Origin of the sequence: Candidatus Hecatella orcuttiae (assembly GCF_002009985.1) — an archaeon.
Classification (GTDB): Archaea; Thermoproteota; Bathyarchaeia; order Hecatellales; family Hecatellaceae; genus Hecatella; species Hecatella orcuttiae.
This window is the reverse complement of the sequence record NZ_MTLX02000005.1, coordinates 1,192,133-1,218,450: the sequence shown is the minus strand read 5'-3', so window position 1 is coordinate 1,218,450 and position 26,318 is coordinate 1,192,133. Positions and strand designations below refer to the sequence as shown.

At 51.2% G+C, this 26,318-nt stretch carries 31 protein-coding genes; 7 read left to right on the top strand and 24 right to left on the bottom strand.

Annotation, left to right across the window (positions count from 1 at the left end; all coding sequences use genetic code 11):
- Positions 1–42: 42 nt before the first annotated feature.
- The 10 genes from BWM17_RS09340 to BWM17_RS09295 form a co-directional block, all read right to left on the bottom strand.
- On the bottom strand, positions 43–828 hold the full coding sequence (locus BWM17_RS09340; protein WP_309493659.1) for a DUF364 domain-containing protein: 786 nt from the start codon (positions 826–828) through the stop codon (positions 43–45).
- 13 nt (positions 829–841) lie between these two features.
- Positions 842–1,675: an MBL fold metallo-hydrolase gene (locus BWM17_RS09335; protein ID WP_309493658.1), complete on the bottom strand. Its 834-nt coding sequence runs from the start codon at positions 1,673–1,675 to the stop codon at positions 842–844.
- Positions 1,676–1,708: 33 nt separating this feature from the next.
- A complete protein-coding gene (locus BWM17_RS09330; RefSeq protein WP_309493772.1) occupies positions 1,709–2,623 on the bottom strand; it encodes a radical SAM protein in 915 nt (304 codons plus the stop codon).
- Between the two features lie 92 nt (positions 2,624–2,715).
- Positions 2,716–3,585: a P-loop NTPase gene (locus tag BWM17_RS09325; RefSeq protein ID WP_309493657.1), complete on the bottom strand. Its 870-nt coding sequence runs from the start codon at positions 3,583–3,585 to the stop codon at positions 2,716–2,718.
- Positions 3,582–4,421: an ATP-binding protein gene (locus BWM17_RS09320; protein WP_309493656.1), complete on the bottom strand. Its 840-nt coding sequence runs from the start codon at positions 4,419–4,421 to the stop codon at positions 3,582–3,584. The genes BWM17_RS09325 and BWM17_RS09320 overlap by 4 nt, the downstream gene beginning before the upstream one ends.
- Positions 4,422–4,427: 6 nt before the next feature.
- Positions 4,428–4,793 carry a NifB/NifX family molybdenum-iron cluster-binding protein gene (locus BWM17_RS09315; protein ID WP_309493655.1) on the bottom strand — a complete coding sequence of 122 codons (366 nt, stop codon included), beginning with the start codon at positions 4,791–4,793 and terminating at the stop codon, positions 4,428–4,430.
- A gap of 24 nt (positions 4,794–4,817) precedes the next feature.
- The gene (locus BWM17_RS09310) at positions 4,818–5,045 is read right to left on the bottom strand and encodes a DUF5320 domain-containing protein (protein WP_414641337.1); all 228 of its coding nucleotides are present in this window, start codon (positions 5,043–5,045) and stop codon (positions 4,818–4,820) included.
- Between the two features lie 227 nt (positions 5,046–5,272).
- Positions 5,273–5,926: a hypothetical protein gene (locus tag BWM17_RS09305; RefSeq protein WP_309493653.1), complete on the bottom strand. Its 654-nt coding sequence runs from the start codon at positions 5,924–5,926 to the stop codon at positions 5,273–5,275.
- Between the two features lie 198 nt (positions 5,927–6,124).
- On the bottom strand, positions 6,125–6,451 hold the full coding sequence (locus BWM17_RS09300; RefSeq protein ID WP_342766496.1) for a DUF134 domain-containing protein: 327 nt from the start codon (positions 6,449–6,451) through the stop codon (positions 6,125–6,127).
- A 64-nt stretch (positions 6,452–6,515) separates the two neighbouring features.
- Positions 6,516–6,998, bottom strand: coding sequence for a metal-dependent transcriptional regulator (locus BWM17_RS09295; protein ID WP_309493651.1), 483 nt, complete (start codon positions 6,996–6,998; stop codon positions 6,516–6,518).
- 1,251 nt (positions 6,999–8,249) lie between these two features.
- On the opposite strand from BWM17_RS09295, the gene BWM17_RS09290 reads away from it, so the two are divergent.
- Together BWM17_RS09290 and BWM17_RS09660 are read left to right on the top strand one after the other, a co-directional pair.
- The gene (locus BWM17_RS09290) at positions 8,250–8,834 is read left to right on the top strand and encodes a NifB/NifX family molybdenum-iron cluster-binding protein (RefSeq protein WP_309493650.1); all 585 of its coding nucleotides are present in this window, start codon (positions 8,250–8,252) and stop codon (positions 8,832–8,834) included.
- Positions 8,835–8,845: 11 nt separating this feature from the next.
- Entirely contained in the window at positions 8,846–9,247 is a 402-nt protein-coding gene (locus BWM17_RS09660; protein WP_342766519.1) for a P-loop NTPase, read from the top strand.
- Between the two features lie 54 nt (positions 9,248–9,301).
- Here BWM17_RS09660 and BWM17_RS09285 read toward each other — a convergent pair whose 3' ends face one another.
- From BWM17_RS09285 to BWM17_RS09265, 5 genes are all read right to left on the bottom strand, one after another.
- On the bottom strand, positions 9,302–9,568 hold the full coding sequence (locus BWM17_RS09285) for a 50S ribosomal protein L23 (RefSeq protein WP_309493649.1): 267 nt from the start codon (positions 9,566–9,568) through the stop codon (positions 9,302–9,304).
- A gap of 16 nt (positions 9,569–9,584) precedes the next feature.
- Complete coding sequence (gene rpl4p, locus BWM17_RS09280; RefSeq protein WP_309493648.1) at positions 9,585–10,442, bottom strand: 50S ribosomal protein L4; 858 nt, start codon at positions 10,440–10,442, stop codon at positions 9,585–9,587.
- Between the two features lie 17 nt (positions 10,443–10,459).
- A complete protein-coding gene (locus tag BWM17_RS09275; RefSeq protein ID WP_309493647.1) occupies positions 10,460–11,443 on the bottom strand; it encodes a 50S ribosomal protein L3 in 984 nt (327 codons plus the stop codon).
- A gap of 142 nt (positions 11,444–11,585) precedes the next feature.
- Positions 11,586–12,395 (bottom strand): CBS domain-containing protein, encoded by an 810-nt coding sequence (locus BWM17_RS09270; RefSeq protein WP_309493646.1) that lies wholly within the window; start codon positions 12,393–12,395, stop codon positions 11,586–11,588.
- A gap of 143 nt (positions 12,396–12,538) precedes the next feature.
- The gene (locus tag BWM17_RS09265; RefSeq protein WP_309493644.1) at positions 12,539–13,408 is read right to left on the bottom strand and encodes a putative RNA uridine N3 methyltransferase; all 870 of its coding nucleotides are present in this window, start codon (positions 13,406–13,408) and stop codon (positions 12,539–12,541) included.
- A gap of 91 nt (positions 13,409–13,499) precedes the next feature.
- On the opposite strand from BWM17_RS09265, the gene BWM17_RS09260 reads away from it, so the two are divergent.
- Positions 13,500–14,594 carry a bifunctional phosphoglucose/phosphomannose isomerase gene (locus BWM17_RS09260; protein ID WP_309493643.1) on the top strand — a complete coding sequence of 365 codons (1,095 nt, stop codon included), beginning with the start codon at positions 13,500–13,502 and terminating at the stop codon, positions 14,592–14,594.
- Positions 14,591–15,631, top strand: coding sequence for a radical SAM protein (locus tag BWM17_RS09255; protein WP_309493641.1), 1,041 nt, complete (start codon positions 14,591–14,593; stop codon positions 15,629–15,631). Before BWM17_RS09260 ends, BWM17_RS09255 begins: the two co-directional genes overlap by 4 nt.
- Before the next feature lie 29 nt (positions 15,632–15,660).
- Here BWM17_RS09255 and BWM17_RS09250 read toward each other — a convergent pair whose 3' ends face one another.
- The 3 genes from BWM17_RS09250 to BWM17_RS09240 form a co-directional block, all read right to left on the bottom strand.
- Positions 15,661–15,954: a lipoate protein ligase C-terminal domain-containing protein gene (locus BWM17_RS09250; protein WP_309493640.1), complete on the bottom strand. Its 294-nt coding sequence runs from the start codon at positions 15,952–15,954 to the stop codon at positions 15,661–15,663.
- 6 nt (positions 15,955–15,960) lie between these two features.
- On the bottom strand, positions 15,961–16,731 hold the full coding sequence (locus BWM17_RS09245) for a biotin/lipoate A/B protein ligase family protein (RefSeq protein WP_309493638.1): 771 nt from the start codon (positions 16,729–16,731) through the stop codon (positions 15,961–15,963).
- 69 nt (positions 16,732–16,800) lie between these two features.
- The gene (locus tag BWM17_RS09240) at positions 16,801–17,820 is read right to left on the bottom strand and encodes a radical SAM protein (RefSeq protein ID WP_309493637.1); all 1,020 of its coding nucleotides are present in this window, start codon (positions 17,818–17,820) and stop codon (positions 16,801–16,803) included.
- A 120-nt stretch (positions 17,821–17,940) separates the two neighbouring features.
- Between BWM17_RS09240 and gcvH the strand changes: the two genes are divergently transcribed.
- Positions 17,941–18,351, top strand: a complete 411-nt coding sequence (gcvH, locus tag BWM17_RS09235) for a glycine cleavage system protein GcvH (protein ID WP_309493636.1) — start codon at positions 17,941–17,943, stop codon at positions 18,349–18,351.
- Between the two features lie 49 nt (positions 18,352–18,400).
- Here gcvH and BWM17_RS09230 read toward each other — a convergent pair whose 3' ends face one another.
- The 6 genes from BWM17_RS09230 to BWM17_RS09205 all read right to left on the bottom strand — a co-directional run bounded on the left by BWM17_RS09230 (position 18,401) and on the right by BWM17_RS09205 (position 24,803).
- Entirely contained in the window at positions 18,401–18,604 is a 204-nt protein-coding gene (locus BWM17_RS09230) for a DUF2116 family Zn-ribbon domain-containing protein (protein WP_309493635.1), read from the bottom strand.
- Between the two features lie 60 nt (positions 18,605–18,664).
- Complete coding sequence (locus BWM17_RS09225) at positions 18,665–19,732, bottom strand: MtaA/CmuA family methyltransferase (RefSeq protein ID WP_309493634.1); 1,068 nt, start codon at positions 19,730–19,732, stop codon at positions 18,665–18,667.
- Between the two features lie 37 nt (positions 19,733–19,769).
- A complete protein-coding gene (locus tag BWM17_RS09220; RefSeq protein ID WP_309493633.1) occupies positions 19,770–21,701 on the bottom strand; it encodes an ASKHA domain-containing protein in 1,932 nt (643 codons plus the stop codon).
- Positions 21,702–21,823: 122 nt separating this feature from the next.
- A complete protein-coding gene (locus BWM17_RS09215; protein ID WP_309493632.1) occupies positions 21,824–23,380 on the bottom strand; it encodes a methanogenesis marker 14 protein in 1,557 nt (518 codons plus the stop codon).
- Between the two features lie 152 nt (positions 23,381–23,532).
- Positions 23,533–24,000: a hypothetical protein gene (locus BWM17_RS09210; protein WP_309493631.1), complete on the bottom strand. Its 468-nt coding sequence runs from the start codon at positions 23,998–24,000 to the stop codon at positions 23,533–23,535.
- Between the two features lie 23 nt (positions 24,001–24,023).
- On the bottom strand, positions 24,024–24,803 hold the full coding sequence (locus tag BWM17_RS09205; RefSeq protein ID WP_309493630.1) for a hemerythrin domain-containing protein: 780 nt from the start codon (positions 24,801–24,803) through the stop codon (positions 24,024–24,026).
- Positions 24,804–24,923: 120 nt separating this feature from the next.
- On the opposite strand from BWM17_RS09205, the gene BWM17_RS09200 reads away from it, so the two are divergent.
- Together BWM17_RS09200 and BWM17_RS09195 are read left to right on the top strand one after the other, a co-directional pair.
- The gene (locus tag BWM17_RS09200; protein ID WP_309493629.1) at positions 24,924–25,607 is read left to right on the top strand and encodes a helix-turn-helix transcriptional regulator; all 684 of its coding nucleotides are present in this window, start codon (positions 24,924–24,926) and stop codon (positions 25,605–25,607) included.
- A gap of 109 nt (positions 25,608–25,716) precedes the next feature.
- A complete protein-coding gene (locus tag BWM17_RS09195; RefSeq protein ID WP_309493628.1) occupies positions 25,717–26,307 on the top strand; it encodes a hemerythrin domain-containing protein in 591 nt (196 codons plus the stop codon).
- Positions 26,308–26,318 lie beyond the last annotated feature (11 nt).

Genomic DNA, 26,318 nt, shown 5'->3' with positions numbered 1-26,318 from the left:
AAAGACTATTAGTAAACTAAATTGTTTATAATAGACCCAGAATCACCCCGGCTTGATGATGGTGAATCTGACCGCCGGCTTTATCTGAGGCGTTCCTCCCCCTTCAGCAATTATCTGAAACAGTTTCTCCGGGTCGGTTACCCGGATTCCCCCTATAAGTTTAACTCCTCGACAGAACAGGGGGTCGGGGATAAGGCTGGCGGAAGGCCCTGAGATGGCGATCTCCCTAGCTTTTCGGGATAGTTCTAGAAGGCGGTCTATGGTGCCGTTAGCGATAGCGCTTCCGGTAATTATAACCACTGAGGCTTTAGGAATAATCTCCTCACCCGCCAAGTCAGGGAAGACGTTTTCCTCCCGCATGGGGTTTCTTTCTAGGATGTAGAGGCTGCGGGTCTTAGACTTGATGGCGGGGATGAAGGGCTTTATGTTCCCCACCATGGCGACGGTGTCGCCTTCTCTTATTTCAATTTCATCTATGAGGTTTCTTTCTTCAAAGCGGTACCTTTGAGGCTTTTCCTCGAACACTATCTGGGATAGGGCGTTTAAGGCAGCCACACCTACCACTTTTTCACCCAGATCCCATGATTCGCTGAGATGCGCCAAGTCAAGGGCAGGGCTACCGGCTAAGCTTCCCGCCCGCCTCACCACTTGGCAGCATTGAATCGCCATTTCAGCTTGAAGACTATGGCAGACACCGGCGTGGCCTGTGGTCAACTTGACCCCCGTATAACCCAGCCCTAGGCAGACTTTCTCAACCTTAACCTCTCCTATACGAGATATCTCCCTCTCTAAAATATCTAGGACTTCGCTTACGATTCTCCTTGACATTTTATATCCCTCTTCAACTTTGTATTTTTACAACATCTCCGGTTTTTATGGGAACACAACGTTCCCCGAAGGCACCAGTCAAGCGGTTAACCGCTCTATGACCAGTGCAATGGCAAGGCCTCACCATTTTCAAGTTTAATTTAAGCAGTTCATCTATCGTTGCTTCGATTCTATCCTCATTAGCTTTAAGCAAGTGGAAGCCGCCGAGCACAGCGTAGACATTGCTTACACCTGTTATCTTTTGTGCATGTTTAATAGTATTGATTAAACCTGAGTGAGCACAACCTGAAATGACTACAAGACCCTTACCGTCTAAACTGACGACAAGTGCTTGGTCGTCTTGAAAGATGTCCTGCTTGAACATTCCCTCCTCCACCGTCAGAAACTCATCAACCTTTTCAAATTTTACTTTACGTTCTATCTCCCCCGTCGTCATAACTCCCTTGGCGATGGTAACAGGGTTGGAGGCGAAAAGTAACGCTGCGGCTGTTTCAACGTTGGATTGCTTAAACGATGCTCCAATATACCGCAGAGAAGGTTTGTAAGAGAATTTTGGATTGAAGATTTTTGGGTGCGCTACCACCGGAATTTGCTTGCTTATTCGCTTTAAGAGCTCTTGGAGGCCGCCGACATGATCGTAATGCCCGTGGCTGAGGACTATGGCATCTATTTTATTTACGTCAAGATTTAGTATGTTGATATTATGGGATATAACCTCCGGGGAAGGACCAGTATCCATCATTATCGCAACTTCCTGCAACTCATCTATTTTTACTTCCACAAAGATGCATAGTCCATGCTTAGCTAAAAGTTGCGGGTTTTCTAAGCTAGTTGAATCTTCTACCACTACCGTTAAACGTAACTCTTTAACCGTCTGCTCTCACCTTACTGTTTCATAATAGATTTCCCCATGAAGCCTTACCGAGGTAACTCCTCCCGAAGCCACTAGTTTATTTATGTAAAACTTCACGTTTCCTTCATTTACACCGAACGCTTCTGCTAGGTCGACTAGCCGGCAGGGCCTCCGTTTTAAAAGACCTAATATCTCCGTTTCTAAAACTGAATCCTTCTTTTTCCTTTCCTTCATTTGGCCATGGTTGCCTTTGGCGAGTATCCTAACCCTCGGTAATACTTCCGTCATAATCCTTGATATTTCTTTAATCTCTGATAAATGAAGGGGTGTTACATCCTCTCGAGACGGCGGTCTTGTCGGTGTATTTATTTGAACTTCATCCGGGTCTATGCTGCTGGCGATTTCTGCTAGGCGTTTAACCGTGGCATATTGATGGTTGGTATTCTTGTCTGTGGCTGATTTCAGGAACATCATTTGCAATGCCAGTCTTCCAAAGGTTTCCCGCCTTAACGCCCTTAACCCCTTAACGACGGATGTCAACTTCAAATTCTCGGCTGGGCGGTTGATAGATTCGAATAAGTGTTGAGTGGGCGCATCCAACTTTGCTATAACCAGGTCTGCCTCAGCTAAATTTGCTCTCACATCTTTACGGCAGACTAGGGAAGCGTTGGTTAAAACAACTACAGGTTTACTGGAGCCTACGATATTTTTAACATGATCAATCATTTCACCAAGCTGTAAGTTTAACGTAGGCTCACCAGATCCAGAGAAGGTCACATGGTCGATGCTCTCTAGAGGGGTACTTTCTAAAGTCTTCTCCAAATCTTCCATAATCTTTTCCACTGTGACGGTTGTCTTTAACTCTTCAGGTTTTGAAACTTTTTTTGCGGTTCTACCCAACTGACAGTAGATACAGTCAAAGGTGCAGGTTTTCGGCGGCATTAACGGGTCTATTCCTAGCGATAGTCCCAAACGCCATGAAGGAACAGGACCGTATACCGTTGAAGGAGATGGCATTTACTTTTCAGCTTCCTTTAGGCTGATTGGTTCAGAGTATCTAGAACCTTGTTCCATATTTCCTCTATTTTTTTTGAGATTTCGCTGTTTGGGGAATATTCGATCACAGTTTTTCCTGCAACCATTGCTTCTGTTACCATAGGGTCGAAAGGTATCTTTCCCACAACATCTATTCCTTTTCGCTTACACATTTCAATTATTTTCTCTGTATTTTCTTTATTGATGTTGTACATGTTTATGCAAACAAGAGAAAACACCCTAAAATGCTCAGCTACGCCTAAGATTCTCTCTAGGTCATGCAGCCCAGACACAGTAGGCTCGGTAACCACCACAACCAAGTTAACCCCAGTAAGCGATGCTATTACTGGGCACCCGATACCAGGGGGGCCGTCTATCAGTATTAAGCTTCTACTCTCATTTTCAGCTATTTGTTTGGCATTATTTCTTACATGTGTGACCAGTTTACCTGAGTTTTCTTCCGCAATACCTAACCTTGCATGAGCCATAGGGCCAAATCTAGTTTTGGAAATAAACGCTTGCCCAGATACTTTCTCCTTAAGACTTATCGCGCTTGTTGGACAAATATAGGCACAGACACCGCATCCTTCACAAAGGTTAAGGTTGACTGTAAACTCTTTTATTGCGTTAAATCTGCAAGCTTCTTCGCATTTTCCGCATTTCGTACATGCCAACTCGTCGATTATAGGAATCCTAGATCCCCTGAATTCATGCTTAGCCACCGCCCTCGGTTCTAGAAGTAGATGAAGGTCAGCTGCGTCTACATCGCAGTCGGCCACTACAACGTTTTTTGCCAGAGCCGCAAAGGAAGCGGTAAGTGTTGTTTTTCCTGTTCCTCCCTTCCCGCTGATTATGGCTATCTGCTTCATCTGCCTTCATACATCCTAATATTTTCGAAGAGTGCTAGAAATCTACTTTTCCACTCAGGCATTTCTGTTATGAAGGGTATACCACGGGAGTATAGTTCCGCTATTCTTCTTTTGAACGGTATTTCCAGTAGGATCGGAATCTTTTCCTTTTCACAGTATTCGTAAAGTTTTTCATCGCCGATCCCAGAGCGGTTTACAACAATCCCTAAAGGAATGGAAATTTTCCTTAAAACATCAACCATCAATTTTAAGTCATGTAAACCGAAGGGTGTAGGGTCTGTGACAAGAATACAGTAGTCACTGCCATACACCGAAGCTATCACAGGGCAAGCGGTTCCGGGTGGGGCATCAATTATCGTTATCTTGCCGGGATCTTTTTCTCTCCTAACTTCTCTTATCACCGGCTTGGACATCGGTTCTCCTACATTCAACTCTCCATATACTATCTCTATGTTTTTGGCAGCAGTTCCTTTCTTAACTACGCCTATCTTTCTCTTCTTCTCACTTATAGTACCCTTAGGGCAGACAAGAAAGCATCCACCGCAGCCATGACATAATTTCGGGAAAACCAGTATCTTCTTTGCAATCACGGCAATTGCGTGGAATTCGCAAAATTCAGAACATTTTCCACAATAATCACAAAGCTTCTCGTCAACTTTAGGCACTGGTATGTAAACATTTCTGACGCCGTTAACTTGCGGGTTTAAGAAAATGTGAACGTTAGGCTCCTCTACGTCGCAATCTAAAAGCTGAACATTTTCAAGTGAAAGTGCTAGGTTTACGGCTACAGTGGTTTTTCCTGTTCCTCCTTTACCACTTGCCACCGCTATATTCATGATAGATCATTCATGGTGTCGATGCATTCTACATGCATTTTCATCAGTAGCTACTTGAAGCTTTCCAGCTTGCCATGCTTGAATGGCGTTTCGCACTGTTCCGTATGCACCAACATAAACCTCAATACCATATTGCTCAAACATTTGTATGGCTCTCGGCCCTAGACTAGAGCAAAGCATTGCATCTACACCTTCACTTGCCATTATTTCAGGTGGATAGCCAGAACCACCCATATGTTCACTTGTGTTTGGAATTATTTTTACTTCATTTGCAGTCAAGTCCACGATGGTGAAGGTTGGTGCCCTTCCAAAGTGTTCACTTACATATTCATCCATACCTCTATTTCCCTTTGTTGGGATGGCTACTTTCATTTTTTTCCTCCTCTATACATGTGCCTATTTCTGTGTTTTTAGTTCTTCCACTCTTTTTCTTAACCAGTTTAGCTGCTCTTCCAAGAGCTTCTTCTGTTCTTCCAGAAATCTCACTTCCTCTTCCCTTGAAAGCCATGGTTGCCCATACCAAGCTGTAAAGGGAGTTATGGACCCATAGATTCCTGTCCACCACCATCGGGGAAGCCAAGGGAACCACCTACACCTACTCCAACCCCAGTAAGGGTACGGCATTATAAACCAACCCCATAGACCCATACCGTAAGGCAAGACAACCACCCCCTCAAGAGGTTTTCGGACATTAAAAAATTGCAAATGCACAAAATATAAATCTTACTCTCATTAAAAGCTTAAGTTATGACGACAACCTGCTACAATGAACAGGTAAAGCTCTAACATGGATTTTTAACTTCATAGGCACCTTAATGGGTATAAAAGCTGTTGTGAATTAATTAAAACTACTATTTTTCTTGGTGATGTTTTATCTTACCTATACATTTAACTTCATCAGTAGTTCTGCCTATGAATAACATCGGAAAAGCTATGTCTGAGGTACAGCATGGAATTAAAACTGAAACAAATATTATTGCAAAACCTATTGGCAGTATTTGAATTAAAGGTAATTCTCCATAACCGACCATGTAAAATGTTGATGCTAAAGCCGAAACAAGAACATGGGAGCTATGTGAGAATAAGCTCGATTTTCTTGTGAGTTCGGTGAATAAGATCCCAAAAACAACTCCAATAAAAGCTGCTGGAAAAACTATTTGCGGATGAGTTAAAATACAGACATGAAATTCCACTTCTTCAATAGATAATAAACCCAAATACGGAAAAATTATGTCAGAAATACTGCAAATGCCTAGAGACCCAAACATACCAATTAAAAACGCCTCAGAAACTTGTTTTTTATGCCTCCAAAAAACAGACGCAGTTGCGGTTGCACTCAATAATATATGAAGTGGATGAAAAACGTGAAAAATAGCCTCCGATAAGCTTAAAGATGTTGGTAAAAGGAATGAGAAAACCATGGCAGTTGAGATACCGATAACAGTTCCTATAAAGGTAAAAGGTGAATGATATTTTAACTCGAGCAGGATATGTCTTATCATCAACCTTTCCCAGTTTATCCTATAAAAAATAAAGTTTATCCAATTTATGGTTCAGGCATGACTTCGTGGCCCTCTAGGTTCTTGTCCTCTGCAGGTGCAACGTTGCTCTGGAACTCAAGAGCATTTTTTAAGGTAACAGCCTGCTTTATTATTGACGTGCTTTTTTCATACTAAGGGGATTTTATCGATTCGTATTAATGCTCAAGTGGCAATAGTGAGTTCGCGTCCCTCAGCAAGCATTGCCGCAACCTTTCTTCTAGCACTGTCCAAGCAACGCCATACCGTACCCCTAGATATTCCCATCTGTTTAGACGCCTCCTCTTGTAATAAGCCTAAATAGTCAATAAGCCTAAGAGCTTCAAATTCATCTTGAGACATAACGATAGGTTCTTTTCCGTGTGAATCAACTTTTTCCGGCGGAATTACGGGAACAAACCGTGTTATGATCGGCTGCTTTCCTATAGTTCTCGGCTTCATGGGGCGTCCGGGTCCTCGTCCCCCTCTCCAACGCCATTGATATCCAGCCATAAGCACCGCCTTTACTTATTGGTTATTAATACGAAGGTTTCCCTATATTCTTTTAACAGCAATCCTAAAGATGCTCTTTAAGTTTGGGCAGTTGCATCATTCTATCATTTGACTCTCTTGCATTTATTTTGTAGATGTATCGCATAAATTTCCTTAACCGTTTTACCGTTGAAGGATTAATACAATGCTCAACTAAGCATGCATTCTCTTCAGCTATTTCCTCGCTTAAACCTAGAGCGATAAAAAATTCTTTTAGAATTGTGTGGTTTTGTTTTATAGTCCTCGCCAGCTTTTCGCCTTTCGGTGTAAGCTTTACTCCTTTACGTTTTTCGTAGACAACTAACTTGTTCCGATGTAGTTTCTGTAGCATTTCAGTGACGCTGGGCGGTCGGACTTTTAAGGCGAAGGAGATCTCGAGGTTTCTGGCGTAGCCCTTTTTTGTCGAATTGTATATTGCTTCTAAGTAATCTTCAACACTCTTAGACCTCTTTGCTTTGGTTATCTTTGATATCTTAACTTCATGAGACATGTTTATGTTGTTTGGCAACGCTGATTCGCCAAAACCTGTCTCACTTGTATTATCACGTTTACTCCAGAATCTGCAACAGTCTTTACAACGATAGGTTTGGTTACATGTTCATAGGATGTAGCTGAATTAGGTACTTCCACATTTTTAGTTGTCCTTTACGATATCCGTGAGGGTGAATGTAACAGTCTTACCGAATACGTTTGATACAATAATCTAAGTCTCCTTTAGCTGGCTACGGTTATTCGAGCTCTTTCTTTGTCCATCTACTTACCGGAAGGCGTTATGAGGTCTATCAGCCGTTTATGTGGAGGTCTTTTTTTGCTCTACGAGTTTCTTCAACTCTTCGATTCTAGCCTCTACGCCTTTGACTTCATCGCCTAGGTTTTTCCTGTAGTCTTCGAGTGAAGTTAGTTCTTCTTCAGGTGACGGAGTACCGTAGGGTATCGGCGGGTAACCGTAGGGTGCAACTGGATAGTATGATGGAATTTACTGCTGTTGCCGGGTTGAGGTGCTCTCGCGTAATTTTTCCAGTTTCCTTTTCGTGGCATCCAGTTGGGATTCGATGGCCTTCACTTGATGCTCGAGCATCTGTCTTTCCTGTTCCTTTGTTACCGGGATGCCTAGCGATGGCGTCGGTGCTGTCGACGGAACAGCAGTCGGAGAAGTAAGTGCTTGTGTTCTGAGGTATTCACGGTACTGCGGCACTAATCCGCTTACCATCAACCATTCAGCAGTTGGAGGCAGCCCTGTCGGGGATCTGCCCACCCATCCGGGAGAATAACCGAACCTCATCCATCCGGGCAGACCTGTGGCGTAATACATTCTTCTCCATCTATAACCCATGTCTTTCACCACCAGAGGGGAGGGAATCTATACTGTTGAGCGGTGGCTAGATAACCTAAGTACGGCCAAGGCGCGTAAGCCGGATAGCCGAGCGGTGGTGAGTATGGACCGTAGGCTTGATATCTGAAAGGTGGATATCCATAGTAGCTGGGATACCCGTATTGGCTCCAGATATAGGGTGCGAGGAGCCACCAATATGCTCCTCTGCCGAACCACCACCCCGGTCTCTGCCAAGGAGGCAGGTAGCTGAACGGGCCTCTTCCTGGCCATGGACCAGCCCATCCGCCACGACCTCGACCGAACCAACCCCAAGCCATTTATATTTAGCTCTCCTCTCAATTATGTGTTTTTGCACATAACATTTTGTGCAATAGCAATATTTATATTTTGTGGTAATGCACATATTCTTAAAAGGAGGCATGATGGATGAAGATTTGTGTAAGCGCTGTTTCCGGCGATTTAGACGCTCAAATTGACCCGCGATTCGGAAGATGCCAGTGTTTTGTAATAGTTAACAGCGAAACCATGGAGTTTGAGGCCATACCCAACATCAGCGCAGGTGCTATGGGCGGCGCCGGAATCCAAGCAGCACAAACAGTTGCAAACAAAGGAGTAAAAGTAGTCATAACAGGAAACGTCGGCCCCAACGCCTACCAGGTCCTCTCATCAGCAGGAATCGAACTCATAACGGGTGCATCAGGCACGGTCAGGGAGGCTGTTGAGAGATTCAAGAAAGGTCAACTAACCGCTACCGGCGGCCCTACCGCTCCCATGGGTTTTGGAATGGGCTCAGGTATGGGCCGCGGAAGAGGCGTGGGCCGAGGTATGGGCCGGGGAAGAGGACAGATTACCCCGCCTTATCCCACTCAACCACCAACCGGTATCTCTTCCGTGGCAGATCGCTCTGCGTCAAAGGAGCAAGAAATGCAGATGCTTGAAAACCATATAAAAAACCTACAGCAGCAGCTGGAACAGGTTAAGAAAAGAATGGAAGAACTTGAGAAAGGGTAAATTCAGGTGGGCTGCCCACGAAAGACCGAAGAAAAGAAATTGAAGAACAAGAACACTGCATCAAAACCTCAATGGCAAGGGTCAAACATAAACTGGTCATTCTAAGCGGTAAAGGTGGCGTTGGGAAAAGCACGGTAACAGGAAACTTGGCAACTGCCCTAGCATGGAAGGGTCGACCAAACCTAATAGGCATTCTAGATGCCGACATCATGAAGCCCGTTATATCTAAGATGCGAGGCAAGGAAGGGACGGCTAAACATCTTCCCAGCGAGAATTCCGAATGCCATAAAAAATATAGCCGTATGCCGTTGAAAACGCAAACTTTCTTCCACAATTTATATGAGTTCCAATCTGCTCAGGACTTGTATTCCCTCTATCTTCTTCGGGACAGTATGGTTAGCAAAAGCGATTGATGCCCTTCAACGAATCGCTTTAATTCATTTGCCCATGGGTTAGCGGTTGGTCCTTTAGAGGATGCCCAGCTTTATGGCTATTTCTGAAGCCTTAAATTCGGGTTTAAGCTTGATGAAGGCTTTCTTCTGCCCTCTGGGGGTTATGACAGTGTTCACCTTCTCCACGCCTACCTTGTAGAGGGTTTCCACCGTCCTCTTTATCTGCTCCTTACCCGCCCTCCTGTCGACGACGAAGACCAGCTTGTTTTCGGTTTCGATGAGGGCCACAGCATCCTCGGTTATCACCGGATGAAGGATGACCTTATGGGGGCTGAGCTTCAAAACCCAGGCACCTCCTTCAAGAGAAAAGCTCTCCCAGCCTCTTAAAGGCTGACTCGCTCCAAATCGTAAGCCGTCCGGGATGGGCTCCGGGGGCGAGAAGCTCCGCGTTGAGGCTTTCCACCTTCGCCACGTCGACTCCGGGGATGTTGGAGGCTGCTCTTCTGAGAGTTCCGTCTCCCTGAACTACGATGAGGGGGCCCTTCTTCTGCTTTAGTTTTCTGCCTCTGAGTTTACCTTTGCCGCTTCGAACCTTACGGCTTTCCTCCACCCGCTCCAACTCCGCCTGCAACCCCAAGACCCTCAGAACCATTCGCAGGGTTCCCGTACGCTTGATTCCCTCCAATTCGTCCTGAACCACTAGGGGCAGACTTTTAACAGCGTCTATCCTATGCCCTCGGGCCTCCACCAGTTCCCTCTGAGCGGAGGCGGCGATGGCTGACTTCAACGCCAGTTTTCTCTCCTTCTCGTTGATGTGTTTCAGAATATTCTTCCAAGCCACAGGCGGATGAGCCAGTCTCCCCCCGACTGTTCCAGGGGCAAAGGCCCCTTGGCCGGCTCTGGGGGTACCGCGGCCTTTGACCCGGGGGATCCTAGCTATTCCCAACCCTACACCCAAGGACTGGGCGGTGGTTCTCTTTCCAGCCATGGGGTCCCGGCCTTGGGGTTGATGTCTCCGACTCTGCAGGGCCACCACAGCTCTTTTGATCACATCCGGCCTGATGGGGGTTGCCAGCACTTTGGGCGGTGAAACCTCGCCTCTCACTCTCCCCCTCAAGTCGTATATGGGGAGGTTCCCCGGCTTCACAGAGACCTCCTCAACCTCGGCAGCCTCCTCTTCTTCCTCGGCTTCTTCTTCCAACTCTATTTTTGGCATAAGCCAGCCTCGCCTCTTTAGACATGCAGGTAGGTGATTTCAGGCTTCAAAATTTTCTCAGGAGCCCTTACCGCGTGCCTAAGCCTGATGAGGCGCTTGGGAGGTCCGGGGATGCTTCCCTTCAAAAGAATGTAGGGGCCTTTCACCCTTCCATACCTGAGAAAGCCGCCTTTGGGGGTGATTTCAGAGCCGTTCACCCCTATCTTCACGATTTTCTTGTTCAGCTCTGTTCTCCGCGCGAAACCTAGCTGGCCGGCTCTGGGGACGGAGGACATGACTAGAGCTGGGTGCCACGGGCCGATGGTGCCCACCCCTCTCACTGTCTTCCTGGATTTCTTTTGGAGGATTCGTATTCCGAAACGTTTCACAGGCCCGGCGAAGCCTTTACCCTTGGTCACGGCTACCGCGTCCACCAGCTGGCCTTCCTGGAAGACTTCGGTGACGGGGACGGTTTTTCCCAGAAGATTTTTGGCAAACTGAAACTTTTCCTCCACAGACTTTCCCCCTAGGGCGATTTCCATGAGCTCAGGCTTTTTCTTACCGATCCCAGCCTCCCGGGGGTTGGTGCAGGCTAAAACTCTGACGTCGCAGGCTCTGTGAAGGTTTTTCTCCAAGTCCGCCAACTTCTCCTTGGGGGACGGCTTGTTAGGCGGCTTCACCAGCCTCCCAAGTTCTTTGGGAAGCTTTTCAGCCCAAACCTCTCCCAGCGTCCTCAGGTCGTCTACGGTGGCTTCGTAGGTCCTGAGGGCACAGATCCGGAGGGGAGGCGTCTCCACGACGGTTAGGGGGCAGAAGACTTCTTTTCCGTAGTCCCTTGAACCGGGCTCGTTTTCTATTACAAAGCCGTAGGTCATTCCCGCTTTGTAGCCTGCGAAGCCTAAGAGTTTGGTCTCCGGAACCTCCGGCCAATAGCGGATTCTAGGAACCAGAGTTTCAGCTCTAGCCCTAGGCCTGAAAGCTAGGGAGCCTCTTCTGGGAGCGTGTTTCTTTCTCCGACCCATCCTTTACCCCTTCACCCTAAAAAGGGGAAACCACATCACAAAAGAGCGAAGATTATTTAAGATTTTCCTAAAAACCCAGAATCTGCGGAAAGCTTTTTTTAACCCTTACTGTTCACCGCAAGCTTATCAGGCGTCCAGCACTTTATTTCACGGTCAGATAAGTAGCGGATCCAGTTTCGCTGAGGATGGAGAAGCTTACCGTCACATCACGACCGGTGACTCTGCGTAGGATAGCTGTTGCAACTATTGCGAGGGGGCATGTGAATTCAGCCTCTTGGGGCGAAGGATGAGTTTCGGCTGCGAACATACAGTTTCGGATCTCAAGCCTGTATTTCTCCGCCTTCACCTCATGGAAACGGACTTCTTTGACCAGTTGCGAACTTTTCAAAGTATCCTCTGCCACCACAAGAGCCCCAGTCAACCCTTCTTCTACAGGCTTGAAACCCTTCCGCCCAAAAAGTTCTACCAGTTCCTCGATAAAGTTGGGTGTAAAGGAAGCGGCTCCAGATTTCAGTATTTGGCCTAAGGTCTTGCAGTAGCTGACGAAAAGCCGATGGAAGAGGGAGGTTATTTCGGCGACACTAATCCAATCCAAGCCGCGGCAGCTAATGATCCCCAGCAGTGATCCGTCCTTGACCACGGGGAGGTGGCGGATTTGCCTTTCGTTCATGAGCCTCAACGCAGCCTCAACCGTTGTGTCCGGAGTACACATGACCACCGGTTTACTCATTGCCTCTTTTACGGTTATGGAAGACCAAGGCTTCCTCAGTTTTACAACAGCACGCGGGTCGTACTGCTTGGCCATAAACTTGAGAAGATCCCTTTCAGTGATGATGCCGACTATTCTTTTCCTATCCATAACGACTAAGCTACCGACATTTTTTTCTTCCATGACCTTAGCCGCTTCACCCAGATTCTGAGCTGGTTTGACGGTTAGGACATTTTTGGTCATAACTTCACTGACTTTCTTGAGAAGCGGAAACCTTTCAGACAATAAGCGCCCTCCAGAAAATTATTGGAGATATACGGAGAGTGATTTATACCTTTATACATTTCCGATATAAAAATTAAAATAATAATATTTGAACCCGCCTTCTACCTCTCCAACAAAAAATTGAAGACAGCCAAGCTGGCGGTGAGGGCTTCCTCCACCCTCACGGTTTCTGTACCCTGCTTACCCACAGTATTCACGGTGTAGTCGAACAGGTCTTCCACCCTAAGCCTCCTCCGAGCTAAGATTTCCCTCAAACCCTCCGTAGGGGAGCCGAAGGCCACCAAGACCTTTCCAGCCCTCCGCCACTCCTCCACTAGGCTTTCCGCCACCCTTTCCAAGGGAGTTCCGAACTTGGAGGTAGCCACGGTTAAGCCGTAGTTTCCCCGCTTCACCACCTCGTCTAAGGGGCGGTTGACGCACTCCACCTGGAAACCCCAGTAGGAGGGAATCTCCTCCAAAGCCACAGGCTTAACGTAGACATCGCCCCCTTCCAAACGGGTAACCTGAACGTTGAGAAGCCTCTCGGAGGGGAGGACACCCTCCAACAGCGCAGGTTTCTCCACGCCTATGTCCACCTGGGGCAGAGTTTTCCCCCTCTTCACCACCAAGCCCTGCCTGACTTCTCCCACCCTCAGATCCCGCACCGATTTTTTGACGGGGTGGTGAGGCGTTCGGAGGGGAGGTAGGATTCCCGCGTAGCGAAGTTCAGGGCTCAACTGGAAAAGCGCCCGTCGGAGATACTGGGGTGTAGCCATGTAGGCTAAGACTCTTTCGACGAACCTCAGCTCGCCTTCTCGCCTTCCCCCCTCATCTTGGTATATGACCACGTAGTCCACTCGGAAGATGGCGAGGGCTCTGCCGATGAGGCCTAGTTTGGAGGTTTTCTCCCTCAGATGCGGTGTGTCAGCCACAACGGAGGCGGGAATGGCCACTGTTAAAGGCGGCTTACGCCTCGGTGCACTCGACTCCATGGACCTTGACTCCGAAAAAATCTCCCAGCCGCTCAACATTAACCTTTATTTCTCCTTACGCCCTCTTGGTTTAAGTGTCGGGTGAAAATTTTTGGAAGAGCTAGACGACCCTGAAGCCGTGGCCTCCGTGGACAGAGGGGGCATGTCCAGGTTTCTGGAGGAGAACCCCGCCCACTACAAGCAGGCCTTGGAAATCGGGGAACAGGCGGAACTGGGAAGTCTGGAGAAGGCCGACGGCTTTGAAAAGATCCTCTTCCTAGGCATGGGCGGCTCCTCCATCGGAGGCAGCCTCATCAAAGACTGGGCTTACGACAGGCTGCCTGTGCCGGTGGAGGTTTGGAGGGACTCCACCCTACCCCGGTACGCGGATGAGAAGACTCTGATAGTTGCCATCAGCTACTCAGGCAACACCTTGGAAACCTTAACTTCCTTCTCGGAGGCGGTGAAGAGAGGCTGCCCCACCCTCGCCCTCAGCTCCGGAGGCTTCCTCCGCGAGCAGTGCCGGGAGTCAGGGCTGCCTCATGTGAAGGTTCCCAAGGGCCTTCAGCCCCGGCAGGCTTTACCCTACCTGATGGTTCCGCCAGCCGTGGTCTTGGAGCGGCTGCGGCTGTTGGATGGCGTGAAGGCTGAAGTGGCGGAGGCTGTGAAGGTGATGGAGGCCATGGCCGGCAGCTTGAAGGTTTCCACGCCCACGGAGAAGAATCCCGCCAAAGCCTTGGCTGTTGAGCTTAAGGGCACTTTGCCCACGGTCTACGGTTTCAGGGAATACGCCAGCGTCGCCTACCGGGTGAAAACTCAGCTCAACGAGAACAGCAAGATGCTCAGCAGGTTCGAGCTTTTCCCGGAGGCCAACCACAACGAGGTTCAAGGCTGGGAGAGGCTTAGCCCTCAGCTGGCTTCGATGCTTTCCGTCCTTCTCCTCCGGGACAGGGAGGAGCCGCCGGACATGAGGGCTAGAATCGAAGCGGCCAAAAGCCTTTTTACCCGCAAGATTCCCCGCGTCCATGAGCTCTACGGAGAGGGCTCTTCGAGGATGGCGAAGATGCTGTCCCTCATCTACCTAGGCGACTATCTCAGCCTCTACCTCGCCGTCCTAAACCAGGTGGACCCCACTCCCGTGGAGTCCATCACCGCATTGAAGAAGGACGTGGAACAACGCCTCTACCCACAAAGGGATCCGCCGTGAAACAAAGCGACAGAGGAGAAGGAGGACTCGCTCCCCCACTCCTGAAGGAAGGGTCTCTGAGAAAAGATCTAAGATGGGCGAGAGAAGTCAGCTGGAGAAGCTTCGGGAAGCAGATACATTTCTATGTTCCCTCCTTCTCCCCTCACCGAAGCCGGCTGGCCTCCGCTCTCCGGGGGAGTTACCCTTCCATCTCCATCACAGGAAGCTTCTGCTCTCTCCGATGCGACCACTGCGGCGGAAAAGTGCTGGAGAACATGCTTTCCGCCACTTCCCCTCAAAAGCTGGCCGAACTCTGCAGAAGCCTGAAAGAGAAAGGCGCTGTGGGATGCCTCATCAGCGGCGGCTGCCAGCCTACGGGGGAAGTTCCCCTCCGCCGGTTCCTCCCAGCCATCAGGTGGGTGAAGAGGGAGCTGGGCTTCCACGTGGCGGTTCACACAGGCGTGGTCAAGGACGAAGAACTGGCTTGGGGGCTGAAGGAGGCCGAGGTGGACGCTGTCCTCGTAGATGTTATCGGCTGTGAGGAGACGGTGAAACAGGTTTACCATGCTGAGCTGGGGGTAGAAGACTACCGGAGGACCCTTCAACTGCTTCATGAGGCGCAGGTTCCCCTAGTGCCTCACGTCCTCGTGGGTCTTCACCACGGAAGACTAAGGGGGGAGTTCAAGGCTTTGAAGCTTATCTCCCGCTACAACCCCCAAGCCCTCATAATCATCGTCCTGAACCCTTTGAAAGGAACAGTCATGGAGTCGGTGACCCCGCCCAGCCCACGGGAAGTAGTTCAGGTAATTATCCATGCAAGAAAACTGATGCCGGCAACCCCCTTGGTCTTGGGGTGCGTAAGGCCTCTGAGGAGGCATAGGGCGGAAACCGACAGGCTGGCCGTAGAGGCTGGTGTGAATGCCATCGCCTTCCCCTCGGAGGAGGCAGTTCGCCTGGCGGAAAAGATGGGCTTAGACGTGAGCTTTTCGCCCTTTTGCTGCTCTCAGGTTTTCAGCGACTTGAGCCAGACTCCGATCCGTCAGCAAATTCAGCATTAATCCTAAGCCAGCTGGGTTACCGTTTCCTGCTAAGCCGGCGTCCTTAAGGCTTTCAGGATGGCGGCGGCGAAGTCTCTGGAGGCGGCTCCGAGGACAGTAACATGGTTTTCGCTGAGGAAGGCGTCGATATGCCTCTCCAGCCCCTCGGCCTCTTCCACCTTGACGCCTCGGAGGGAGGATTCCAGCTTTTCCAAGGCTTCCTCCGGGTGCATGAAAAAGTCCCCGGTAATCCGGATGGAGGAAAGAGCTCCTTCTTTCACGTTCAGGCGGATGCGGATCATCTTCCCTCCCGCCACCTTGTATTCCGCTTCGCAGACAGACATGAGGCTTCACCTCCTGAAGGTCCACTCTCTGGAGGAGTATTTTCGCTTCAGCTTCTCCGCCTCCGCTCTTTCCCCTTCAGTGAGCCGGCCGGGGGTAAGCCTCACCTCCAAGGCTTCCTCGAAGCCTTTTTTCAAGGTTTCCTTCACCCTCTCCAGCTCAGGCTTTCTCCCCGTTTCCTTGAGGAGAGTGGTCACTCTTCCCTCGAAGGCTCGGACGGCTTTGTCGCTGAGCTTTTCTTTGGACACCTTCAACACCCGGAAGATGGTGGGGATGTCCGTCTGGAGCAGGAGAGTTCCATGCTGGAGGATGGAGCCGCTTCTCCTCGTCTGGGCGTTCCCTGAAATCTTCCTCCCCCGGACGGTGATGTCGTTGATGGGGGTGAACTCCGCCTCTACACCCATCTGCCTCAATCCTAAGACCAGTCCCCTGCAAAGAAACCGGTAGGACTCGAGAAAGTCCTTCGGAGTTTTCCCCCAAGATTCAGGCACCACGATGCTGTAGGTTAGCTCCCCTTGCCTATCATGGTAAACCGCCCCGCCTCCTGTTATCCGCCTGATGACGTCGACGCCCAGCTCCCGGCATGCCTCCAAGTCTACTTCCTGCTCCACGCTCTGGAAGAAACCTATGGAGACAGCGGAAGGCTTCCATGTGTAGAGGCGGAGGGTAGGCGGGGAAACCCCTCGGATGCTTCCCTGCAAAACAGCCTCATCCACAGCCATGTTGGTGCAGGCGTCGGAGGCCCCATGGTCTAGGTACCGCCATTCCTCAACTCCCATGTCGAACACCCTTTACAGCTCTGGGAAAATGCTCCCCTCAAAGAGGAAAAAACGGAGATAAATAGTTTTTCACCCTCTAAGTTCCCCATTCAGGTAGGGCTTCAAAGCCGCTGCAATTTCGGAAACTTCCGCCGCCGTTAAGGAGCGGGGATAATTGTAGAAGGGCCCTTTAGGGTCCTCGTTGTAGTAGGGCCGGTTGCACCCTGCGCAGCCTCGAGTTTGGAAGGGCAACCCAGAGGCTACGATGTCCTTCAGCGTGTCGTAGCTTAGGCCGAAGCCGGCTAGGTTGTTTTTTTCCGTGAAGGTCATGTCTTCGAACCTAGCCAGTTCTCGTTCGATGAGGAAGTGGGCCAGCTGAATCTTCCTGTAGCTTACCAAAGACGGTTTAGGCTGGTTCTCCAGCCCCGTTCCGGGGATGGGTGTGAAGGCGAAGAGGCTGGTGAAGACTTCTAGGTCTTTCAGCTCCTGAACAGCGGCCACAGCCTCCCGCTCCGTTTCCCCCAACCCCACCATCAAGTAACTTCCAACCTTGCCTCGCCCGAAGATTTCCACAGCCTTCTCCAACGCGGTGAGACACCCGCTTCGGGTGAAGGGGTTTCCCACCCCCTTGCCCTTCACCCTCTCGAAGACCTCTTCGGTGGCAGCGTCCAAGGGGAAGACAAGCCTGTCTAAGCCGGCTTCCTTCAGAAGCCTAATTTCTTCCTCTTCCAAGGGTTGGCAGGAGAGGGAAACAGGCATCTCCACGGCTTTTCTGAAAACACTCAGGAGGCTTAGGACATCGGCGAACATGCCGGGATAGTTCAAGGTTTGAATGCAGATTCTCTTAACAGCCCCTTCAGCCTCAGCCCGCCTCAGACCTCGGACCACTGCTTGAAGGGGGTGGAGAGGCCAGATTACCCGGGAAAGCATGTCAGCGTGGGAGACGCTGCTCCTCGCTTGGGTGCAGAAGGCACAGTTGGCGAAGCATCCTTGGGGATGGTGGGTTAGAAGATAAGCCACGGTGGGCTTCACGCTTGCGAAGCCCCTTTTCAGGCCTAGGGTAAACTCGGAGCCTCGGGAAACCCTGATAAACCCGGGGGCGCCCTCCATCTTCCGCTCCGCCTTGGCTGGGGGTTTATGAATTAGCTTTGGAAAGGGAATTTATAAAGGACCTCCCCTAAAGTGTTTCTTATCCTCTCGGCAGCTCCTTGGGTATGGGAGGGGAAAGCTGTGAAGGTTGACAGTGTGGAAGTGCGGGAAAACCTCTACTACACCGCGGAGCATGGGTGGGCTTCGCTGGAGGAAGACGGCTTGGTAAGGGTGGGCGTTGCTGACTACGCTCAGAGAATGCTCCACGAAGTTGTCTTCGTCCAGCTGCCGGAGAAGGATGCGGAGGTCAAGCAGAAGGATTCCCTGGGCAGCCTAGAGTCGGTGAAGGCGGTGGCGGAGGTCTACAGTCCCCTCTCAGGCCGGGTTGTGGAAGTCAACGAAGCCTTGAAGGACTCTCCGGAGCTCATCAACCGAGACCCCTACGGCAAGGGCTGGATTGCCCGGCTGAAGCCTAAGGACTTGAAAGAGCTGGAAAGTCTCATGAAAGCGGAGGACTACGCTGAATACGTGAAACAACAGCTTGAAGCTTAGCCTCTTCCGGCTCTTAGGAAACGGCTGCAGAGGCTTTGGTTTAGAGCTTCTAGGGAGAGCCGCCTAACAGTTGGCCTAGGAGAAGCATGGCCATGATGGCTATGAGGGGGATGAACATGAGCAGTCGAACCCACTGCTGCTTCTTCATTCTTTTATTGTATTCAAGAAGACATTTCTTGCTGCAGACAGGCGGATTCTTCTCAGGGCTTATGGATATGTCGCAAACAACACAGTGGCGGTGCTTCTCATACATGACAGCGACCCACCATTAGTAGGTCTCCGACGTTTAAAAAACATACCCTAAAAGGGGCTTTCAGGGATTTATGGTGAGACCTCCGCCTCCTGAGCCGAATTTCACCACAGTCTCCACGAAGGTTTTGATGTTTCCGATGGGCGTGTCCAAGAAGAAATCGCAGCCTGGGGAAACGATGCTGACTCCCTCCTCAATAACCGTCTTCACCGCCCCAGCGATGACTTCCGGGGTTCCGTCCCTCAGGATTTTTTTTGGGGAGATGTTGCCGGCGATGGGATAGCCGGGTTTCGCTGCGTCGACGATTCTCCTCGCCTCCTTGATGGGGGTTGTTTCATCGATGGCCACAGCGTTGGCTCCGCATTCCACCATCATGGGGAGAATCTTCTCCGTGGGGCCGCAGATGTTGAGCACAGTGGGGCATTTCACGCTTTTGACCAGTTTTTTCAGGTAGGGGGCGACAAAGTCCTTGAAGTGGCTGGGCGCTATGACCCCGCAGCAGGCGCCCATCTCGTGGAGGGTGATGACATCCGCGCCGGCCTCCTCGTAGACGCGGGCTTCCTGGATGAAAAGGTCTAGGCTGGCGTCTAGGAAGCTACGGATCTTCTCAGGCTCCTTAACCATGGTTTTGAGAAAGGTGAGAGTGTCCACCAAGTAGTTGCAGAGGCATGTGAAGGGGGGAACCATGAAGACGTTGACGGGGGTTTTCCCTCCAAACTCCTCCTTCAAAATTTTCACAGCCTTAACTACCACGGGCAGCCTCCCAGCCGAAGCGACGTCGCTGGGAATCTTCAGGTCTGAAGGCTCCTTAACCACGAAAGCTTTGACACTGGGCTGCCTCACTTCGCCTTCCGCCTTCTCAGCTTCGAAAAACTCTGGAGGAGCACCCAGCAGTTCGGCTTCCACAACCATGTCGAAGGGGACGGTGACGTTGTCTAAGCCGCAGAGGCGGTGGGCTGCGGAGCCCAGCTTAGCCATTTTTTCAGGCTCCCGGTGGGCTTCAGGCCACCATGCGCCTGTGGCTTCCATGAACTGGAGGGTGGCTGTGGAGGTGAAGTTTACGCAGGGAATTCTATCTGCTTCCCCGCTTCTTCCTTGGAGGACAGCCATAACCCTGTCGTAGGGTTTCATCTGAAAGCCTCAGGTATGTCTTTTCCGCGAATTTTGTTTAAACTTTTCCCTGCTGTTTGGGCATGTTATCCCAGAGGTGGTTGAGGTGGGGGAAAGGGTCCTCCTTGTGGGGGAAAAACATGGACTTCATGAACTCCGATTGGAAGGAAGGGTCCACGGTCAATTCCACATATTTCACCTTCTTCGCAACTTCATAGGCTTCTTCCCTTTTCTCCCTGCTGAGAAGAGCTAACCTCGCCCCGTCGCCCGCCGCGTTCCCCACCGCCTTCACCTTGGCTAGGTCGCAGTCGGGGAACAAGCCTATGGCCATGGAGGCTTCCCTGTCGATGTAGCTTCCGAAAGCCCCTGCCAAGACAACCTCATCCAGCTCCCGGACGCCGAAGTGCTTCATCAAGATTTTAGCCCCTGTGTACATGGCTCCCTTAGCCAGCTGGATGGCTCTCACGTCTTTCTGGGTTACGACGATGTCGGCTCCGATGGCCGTTTCCTCCTTGGGGACGAGAATGAACTCGTAGCCGTCTTCCCCCTGCCTCAGGCGTGGGCTGCGGAGGTCTTTGTTGATGTTTCCGTTTTTCAGAATGACTCCCGCCTTGAACATTTCAGCCATGGCTTCGATGATGCCTGAGCCGCATATGCCCCGGGCCTTTTCGCCCTCGATGGTTTCGTATTCAACCTCCATGCTGTCTGGGTCTATCTTGACTCTCTCAATGGCCCCTGGAGCCGCCCTCATCCCATATTTCATGTGGGCTCCCTCGAAGGCAGGCCCTGTGGCGCAGGAGGCGGAGAGAAGCCGGGTGTTGTTTCCCAAGACCAGCTCCCCGTTGGTTCCGATGTCGATGATGAGTTGAACCTCAGATTTTTTCCAAGGCTCCACTGTGATGAGCACGCCCACGTTGTCAGCCCCCACGAACCCGGCTTCCACGGGGAGAAAGTGAACGTTCCCCGCCTTCCACATGTTCAAGCCCAGCTCCCGGGGTTTCAGGTTAACGGCCCTGTGAACTGTGGGAGGGAAAGGAGACCGGCCTAAAAACTGGGGGTCCAATTTTAGGAAGAGATGGTGCATGCAGGTGTTTCCCACGAGGACAATTTCGTAGATGTCGTCGTAGGTGATCCCCGCATCCCTCGCCGTGTTGAGGAGGATGAGGTTTATGCCCGTGAGAATCTTCGAGTGAAGCTTCTCTAAGCCGTCGGGGTTGGCGATGGTGTAGCTGATCCGGGACATGACATCCTCCCCGAACGGCACTTGGGGGTTCATCATGGAGTAAACCGAAACCAGCTTTCCGGTGGAGAGCTCCAGCAGATAGCCGACCACCGTGGTGGTTCCTATGTCCACAGCTAAGCCGTAGGCCTCCTTAACCAAGCCGGGCTCCACCCGGATGATTTCCCTGGAATCCCAAACAGTGACCGTGACCTTCCAGTTTCCCTCCCTCAAGGTGGAGGGAAGCTCCCGGAGGACGGAGTAATCGATGTTTAAGCCGTCTAGGCCGTAGCTGTCCCTTAAAGCTTCTAGCAGCCTGTCCAAGTCGCCTAGGGGGTCTTGAAGGCTTGGAGGCTTCAGTTCCACGTAGTATTTCTTCACCGCGGGGTCCAGTTTTACAGGGATCTCCCGAACAGGCTTTCGGACAACCTGAACCGCCGCCTTGCTGACCTCGGGCACGAGGGCAACGACATCCCCCCTTATCTCGCTGCAACAAGCCAGCCTGTAGTTGGAGTTAAGCTCTTCATCCCTCAGAAGCTGCTTTTCCTCCAAAGTGAGAGGGGAGAGGTTTTCCATGCCTCTCTCGATGATGACCTTGCACTTGGCGCACCACCGCTCCCCGCCGCACACGCTTTCGATGGGCACTCCCAGCTCTTTGGCAGCGTCCAGCAGCGTCTGCGAGCTACTGAAATATTCTCTTCGCCCACTGGGCTGGAAGACAACCAGATGCTTGTTTGGGGGGCGAGTATTTTCCACGTTGGATGAAGTCATCTCCACCGCCTAGGGAAGCTAGACTCTCTAGGTGCTTGAGAATTTTTAAGGTTTAGTCTCCCTGACTCCCAGCCGGCGTGAGGACGTTGCGGAATGTTCCCCGGGCAGGCTGAAGTCCCGGCCTACTCTTCTCGGGCTGCTGGAGATGTCTTCAGTTCCTTGAGGTGCTGGGGAGTCCAGGCGGCTGTCTTCTCCAAATATTTCATCCGCTTGGCTAGGATGCAGGGTTCCCCCCGTCTTCCCCCCAAAGGCTTCTTAGGCGTGCCCAAGCTGAACATGCACCTGCTCATCACTCCGGCTCCGAGGGCCAAGGCGTCCTCCACGAACACCACCCGGTCGCTTACGGCTCCACGAGGATACAGCCCCAAATCGTCAACGAGCTTCAGGAAGGCCTGAGGTTTCTCGCCTGTTATGCCCGCCCGACCGGTGAGGCCTATGGAGACATCAGCGCCTATCAGCCCCGCTTCCATGGCCAGCTCCACGATGCGGGAGGCCACCCGGGCCATGAGAGCGTCTATCACCCTAAACAGGGCTGGGAGCCCTTGCTCTCGGCGGATTTTCTCCCCCAGCCTGCGGAGCTTGGGGATGTTGCTCCCGTTCACTCCGATGTCGCAGCCTATCAGGAACACGGCTGCCTCCCTAGCAGCCTTAGGGTTCACTGGAACCGTTCCAAACCTTGAACTGTCAGGGGGAATCGCCATTATCCGCAGATGTTTCAAGGCGTCCTCCACCCAGTCTTCCCAGCCTCCTGAGACCCTCCTCCCGCCGGCTTCCTCAGCCCGAGCTTCTAGGACAGAGCCGTTTTCAGCGTCCACGAGGCCGGCGCCTTGGACGAGGGCGTCGGGTATAGCTCCGCCCAAGCCGGCTATGCTTCCCACGGTTTGAGCGTAGGGAGACGACTTGTCGGTTATCCTACCCTTCAGGGTTGTGCCGAAGTCCATTGCCACCACCGGGTTTCGGAAGTCGAAGCCTATCCAGCGGGCTCCCATCTTCAACCCAGCAGTGGACAGCTCGGCTTCCATTTCGTTGGCGATAACTTGGCCGGGGGTTCGAGGCGGCAAGCTTCCGGCTACAGAGCCGTCGAAGGGCACCTTGTCCAGCAGCGAGTATTCTCTGAGCTCCTTGGGGACATGCTCCTTGGTCAGGGGGGCCACCATCTTGGAGGAGCTGATGCCGGCAGCTAGACAGCCTTGGGCCAAGGCGTGGATCATGGCGCCCACTTCCTCCGGCGTGGCGAAACCGGCGGTCACACCGGTGGACCTTACCACGAAGTGGAGGTCTCTGTCCTTGTCTATTTTTGCCTCCTCCAAACACTGGAGGAGAGTGTCGCGGATGAACTCCTTCACCGCGTTGACGGTGAGCTCTTTTTTCCAGACGGTCTCCCCAAAGACCTCCTCCCCAGGTAGGGGGCTTCTCATCTCCTTGGTCAACCGGACGGTTTTGTTCAGGAGGTAGATCTTCTGTTCCCGAAGGTTGGTGGCCGTCAGGATGCACTTGGTGGTGGTGTTCCCCAGCTCCACTGAGGCTACGATGAAGTATACCGGCTTCGCGAATCCGGCGGCGCTCTCGGTGAACCTGTCCAGCCCCACCCTCACCAGTTCTTTGTAGTCGGTTTGGGGAACTTGAACCAGCTTGGGCTGGTAGCCTTTGCCCCAAAGGCTTTTTCTAAGGTTGACCAAGGGATACTCCCCGGAGTCGTGGAGGAAGCTGGAAAAGAGGGTTGAAATTTTACTGCTGGATGCGTCTAAGAAGAACTTAAATCTTTAGGCGCGTTCTCCGCTCCGCTTTGAAACAATGCTTTCACCCAGGATTGTCAGGTTCTTAATTTCTTTCACACCCACTCCTCTGAGAGGATGTCGCCCTGTATGCCGACGATGATGGATTTGATGGGGACTTTTCTCTTCGAACGTTCAGCAGCCTGCTGAGCTAGGTTCACCAATCCCATGCAGCAGGGAACCTGCATGATCAACACCGAGAGAGTGTTTATCTTAGCATCTTCCAGCCAAGACTTAATCTTCTCCACGTAGACATCTTGGCCTTCGTCCAGCTTAGGGCAGGCGATGGCAATGGACTTGCCCTTCAAGTAGTCGGTGTGGAAGTTACCCAACGCGTAAGCCACGCAGTCAGCCGTCAGAAGCACATCCGCCCCCTGATAGTAGGGCGCGGTGGGCGAGATCAGGTGTAGCTGAATCGGCCACTGTCTAAGCTGAGACCTAACTTTTTCTGTGGGGGTTGTTTCTCGGGTTTCTTTTTCCCTCAAATCCAATGTATGCGAACCCGGACAGCCTTCAAACACCATCTTTTCACCTCCTTGTCTTATTGTTACCTGAATTTTTCTTCCAGTTTTCGGATGAACTCTTCATATTTTTCAGGGACAGTTTGAAACTGCTCCTCCAACTCGTTGAATCTTGAAAACAGCTCTCCCACTTGAGTTAGGGAGAGTCCCCTGTCCATCCAAGGGTAGAGGATCTCATCTTCTTTTTTGATGTGCTCTGTCAGCAACTCCCTGTAGGCGTTTAGATGCTCCTTGACGGCTTCTCCATTTTTTTCCTCCACAGCTTGAAGGATGCTCCTCACATGGCTTCTCGCCTTTTCATGGTCGGCGTGCATGGTCTTGAGGATTTCTAGGTTTTCGTCAAAGTACTTGAAGAGAACTTCCTCCTCCTTGGCGTGGTGATACCGGTCTGCATAGGTGCGGATAAAATCAACTCCTTGAAGGACCAATTGTCTCCCCTCTTCTGTGTTAACGTCCAAGCTTTCAGCCAGCTTGGGTATCAGCGCTATCCACCTTTTTATCAGCAAATGCTCGTCCACCAGTTTTTTCAAGGGCGGGGAATACTTCACCCTCTCAGGTTTAGCTTTAGGTTTTCTTCCAACCTCAAGCACCTTCACATCCCGGCCTGGATAGACCACTCTGGCAAGTTTGGCCATCAGCTCTTGCTCTTCATCCGAAGATAGACTGTGTATTTCCACGATGTCCTTTAGGAGGCAAGACCCTGCGTTGCAGACGGTGCATCCGATGTTGTATTCGTCCAGCACTCGCGCTGCCTCGGGAAATTTTGAGATAACCTCCTTGACCTCCATGTTCAGATATTCGTCCATGGTGGGGACCCGTTTCGACGATGAGGGTGAAAGATATACTCACTATTTTGTGAGTAAACTATATAAATATTTACCTCCGTTAAACAATACAGTCAGCCTCTAGCATCCTGAGGGAACATCATGGCAGCGAAAATTGAACAAATAAATCAGCCTGCTGAGCACGGCCGAAGATTAGGGGTGGAAATAAAGGGGACTCGAGAGCTGATCTTCACCTATCTTCTCCAAGGAGATCTCAACGCCATTGAACTCGAGAAGAAACTGGGTATCAACGAAAGCGCAGTCAGGCGTCATCTATCCATCTTGGAGCGGGAGGGCCTCGTTTCCCCATACTTCGACAGGTCTTCCGTCGGGCGGCCGAAGAAGAAATACCGCCTAACCCAGCTGGGCAGGAGGATTCTTCCGAAAAAAAGCGACGTGCTCGTCGCTTTGCTAACCCGGAGAATCACTAGAATATACGGCAAGCAGGCTCTCAGGGTGCTGATGGAGGGGCTCTCCGAAGACCTTGCCGGCTACTTCCTGCCTCACCTGCCCAAAGACGGCAGCCGTCGGCTGAAGAAGATGGTGAAGCTTTTCGATGAGTTCGGTTTTTTCACATCCCTTTCGAAGCGCGGCGAGGAGTATATCATCACTTACCGGAACTGTGTTTTCGGGGACGTTATCCCTGAGTTAAACGGTCTACTCTGCGTGATGCATCAGGGAGCTGTGGCTAGAATCTTGAACACTGATAGAATAAAACTGGAAAAATGCATCGTGAGAGGAGACGATCTCTGCAGTCAACTGGTTTTATTGGATAAGGGGACATAGCGGCTTAACCGAGGCGAATCCTCTCGGGTGTGATCCGATGCTTCAGCCCAGTTCTGTAGCGGTGTTCGGTTAAAAGGCTTTATGAGAATAGAGGAATAGGGGACGAAACTTGGCGGGTTCATCTTTGGTTGAGGTTCTGGAGGAGGAGCACCGGGTCATAGAGAGGATGCTGGAGGTGTTGAAGAAAGCCGCTGCTAGGCTGAGTGAGGGAGAGCCTGTTCAGCCGTCCCTTTTAAAGGATGCGTTAGACTTTCTCAGAACTTTCGCCGACCGCTGCCATCATGGTAAGGAGGAGGACGTACTGTTCTCAGCCCTCCAGGAGCACGGGTTTTCCGCCGTGGAGGCGGTGGGGCACATAGGTGTCATGCCCTCCGCGGAGATCGGAGTTATGCTTTCAGAGCATGAAGAAGGACGCCGGCTTATCCGGGCTGCGGCTAAAAGTCTCCAAAAATATGAGGGAGGAGACGCACCTGCCAGGAAAGCCTTGGCGAAAAGCCTTCAAAGCTACATCAGGCTTCTCACCGAGCATATTTTCAAGGAAGACAGCTTCATCTTCCCCGTCGCCGACCGCCTCATCCCCGACGCTGAGAAAAAGCAGCTGCGGAGAAGATTTGAGGAAGCGGAGAAAAAAATCGGAGTGAACCTGCACCAGCGCTATCTGCGGCTTGTCGAAAAACTTGAAAATGAACTTGGAAAATGAGTTTTTCAGAC

Excerpts from the sequence above, each read along its gene's own strand:
- BWM17_RS09320 (WP_309493656.1), bottom strand. The coding sequence starts at position 4,421 with ATGAATATAGCGGTGGCAAGTGGTAAAGGAGGAACAGGAAAAACCACT.
- BWM17_RS09245 (WP_309493638.1), bottom strand. The coding sequence starts at position 16,731 with ATGGGAGTTGAGGAATGGCGGTACCTAGACCATGGGGCCTCCGACGCC.
- BWM17_RS09315 (WP_309493655.1), bottom strand. The coding sequence starts at position 4,793 with ATGAAAGTAGCCATCCCAACAAAGGGAAATAGAGGTATGGATGAATAT.
- rpl4p (WP_309493648.1), bottom strand. The coding sequence starts at position 10,442 with ATGCCAAAAATAGAGTTGGAAGAAGAAGCCGAGGAAGAAGAGGAGGCT.
- BWM17_RS09240 (WP_309493637.1), bottom strand. The coding sequence starts at position 17,820 with ATGGAGGGCGCCCCCGGGTTTATCAGGGTTTCCCGAGGCTCCGAGTTT.
- BWM17_RS09200 (WP_309493629.1), top strand. The coding sequence starts at position 24,924 with ATGGCAGCGAAAATTGAACAAATAAATCAGCCTGCTGAGCACGGCCGA.
- BWM17_RS09325 (WP_309493657.1), bottom strand. The coding sequence starts at position 3,585 with ATGAAGCAGATAGCCATAATCAGCGGGAAGGGAGGAACAGGAAAAACA.
- BWM17_RS09210 (WP_309493631.1), bottom strand. The coding sequence starts at position 24,000 with ATGGTGTTTGAAGGCTGTCCGGGTTCGCATACATTGGATTTGAGGGAA.
- BWM17_RS09270 (WP_309493646.1), bottom strand. The coding sequence starts at position 12,395 with ATGACCAAAAATGTCCTAACCGTCAAACCAGCTCAGAATCTGGGTGAA.
- BWM17_RS09205 (WP_309493630.1), bottom strand. The coding sequence starts at position 24,803 with ATGGACGAATATCTGAACATGGAGGTCAAGGAGGTTATCTCAAAATTT.
- BWM17_RS09250 (WP_309493640.1), bottom strand. The coding sequence starts at position 15,954 with ATGTCTGTCTGCGAAGCGGAATACAAGGTGGCGGGAGGGAAGATGATC.
- BWM17_RS09340 (WP_309493659.1), bottom strand. The coding sequence starts at position 828 with ATGTCAAGGAGAATCGTAAGCGAAGTCCTAGATATTTTAGAGAGGGAG.
- BWM17_RS09330 (WP_309493772.1), bottom strand. The coding sequence starts at position 2,623 with ATGCCGCCGAAAACCTGCACCTTTGACTGTATCTACTGTCAGTTGGGT.
- BWM17_RS09225 (WP_309493634.1), bottom strand. The coding sequence starts at position 19,732 with ATGAAACCCTACGACAGGGTTATGGCTGTCCTCCAAGGAAGAAGCGGG.
- BWM17_RS09220 (WP_309493633.1), bottom strand. The coding sequence starts at position 21,701 with ATGACTTCATCCAACGTGGAAAATACTCGCCCCCCAAACAAGCATCTG.
- BWM17_RS09310 (WP_414641337.1), bottom strand. The coding sequence starts at position 5,045 with ATGCCGTACCCTTACTGGGGTTGGAGTAGGTGTAGGTGGTTCCCTTGG.
- BWM17_RS09275 (WP_309493647.1), bottom strand. The coding sequence starts at position 11,443 with ATGGGTCGGAGAAAGAAACACGCTCCCAGAAGAGGCTCCCTAGCTTTC.
- BWM17_RS09300 (WP_342766496.1), bottom strand. The coding sequence starts at position 6,451 with ATGGCTGGATATCAATGGCGTTGGAGAGGGGGACGAGGACCCGGACGC.
- BWM17_RS09230 (WP_309493635.1), bottom strand. The coding sequence starts at position 18,604 with ATGTATGAGAAGCACCGCCACTGTGTTGTTTGCGACATATCCATAAGC.
- BWM17_RS09290 (WP_309493650.1), top strand. The coding sequence starts at position 8,250 with ATGAAGATTTGTGTAAGCGCTGTTTCCGGCGATTTAGACGCTCAAATT.
- BWM17_RS09265 (WP_309493644.1), bottom strand. The coding sequence starts at position 13,408 with ATGGAGTCGAGTGCACCGAGGCGTAAGCCGCCTTTAACAGTGGCCATT.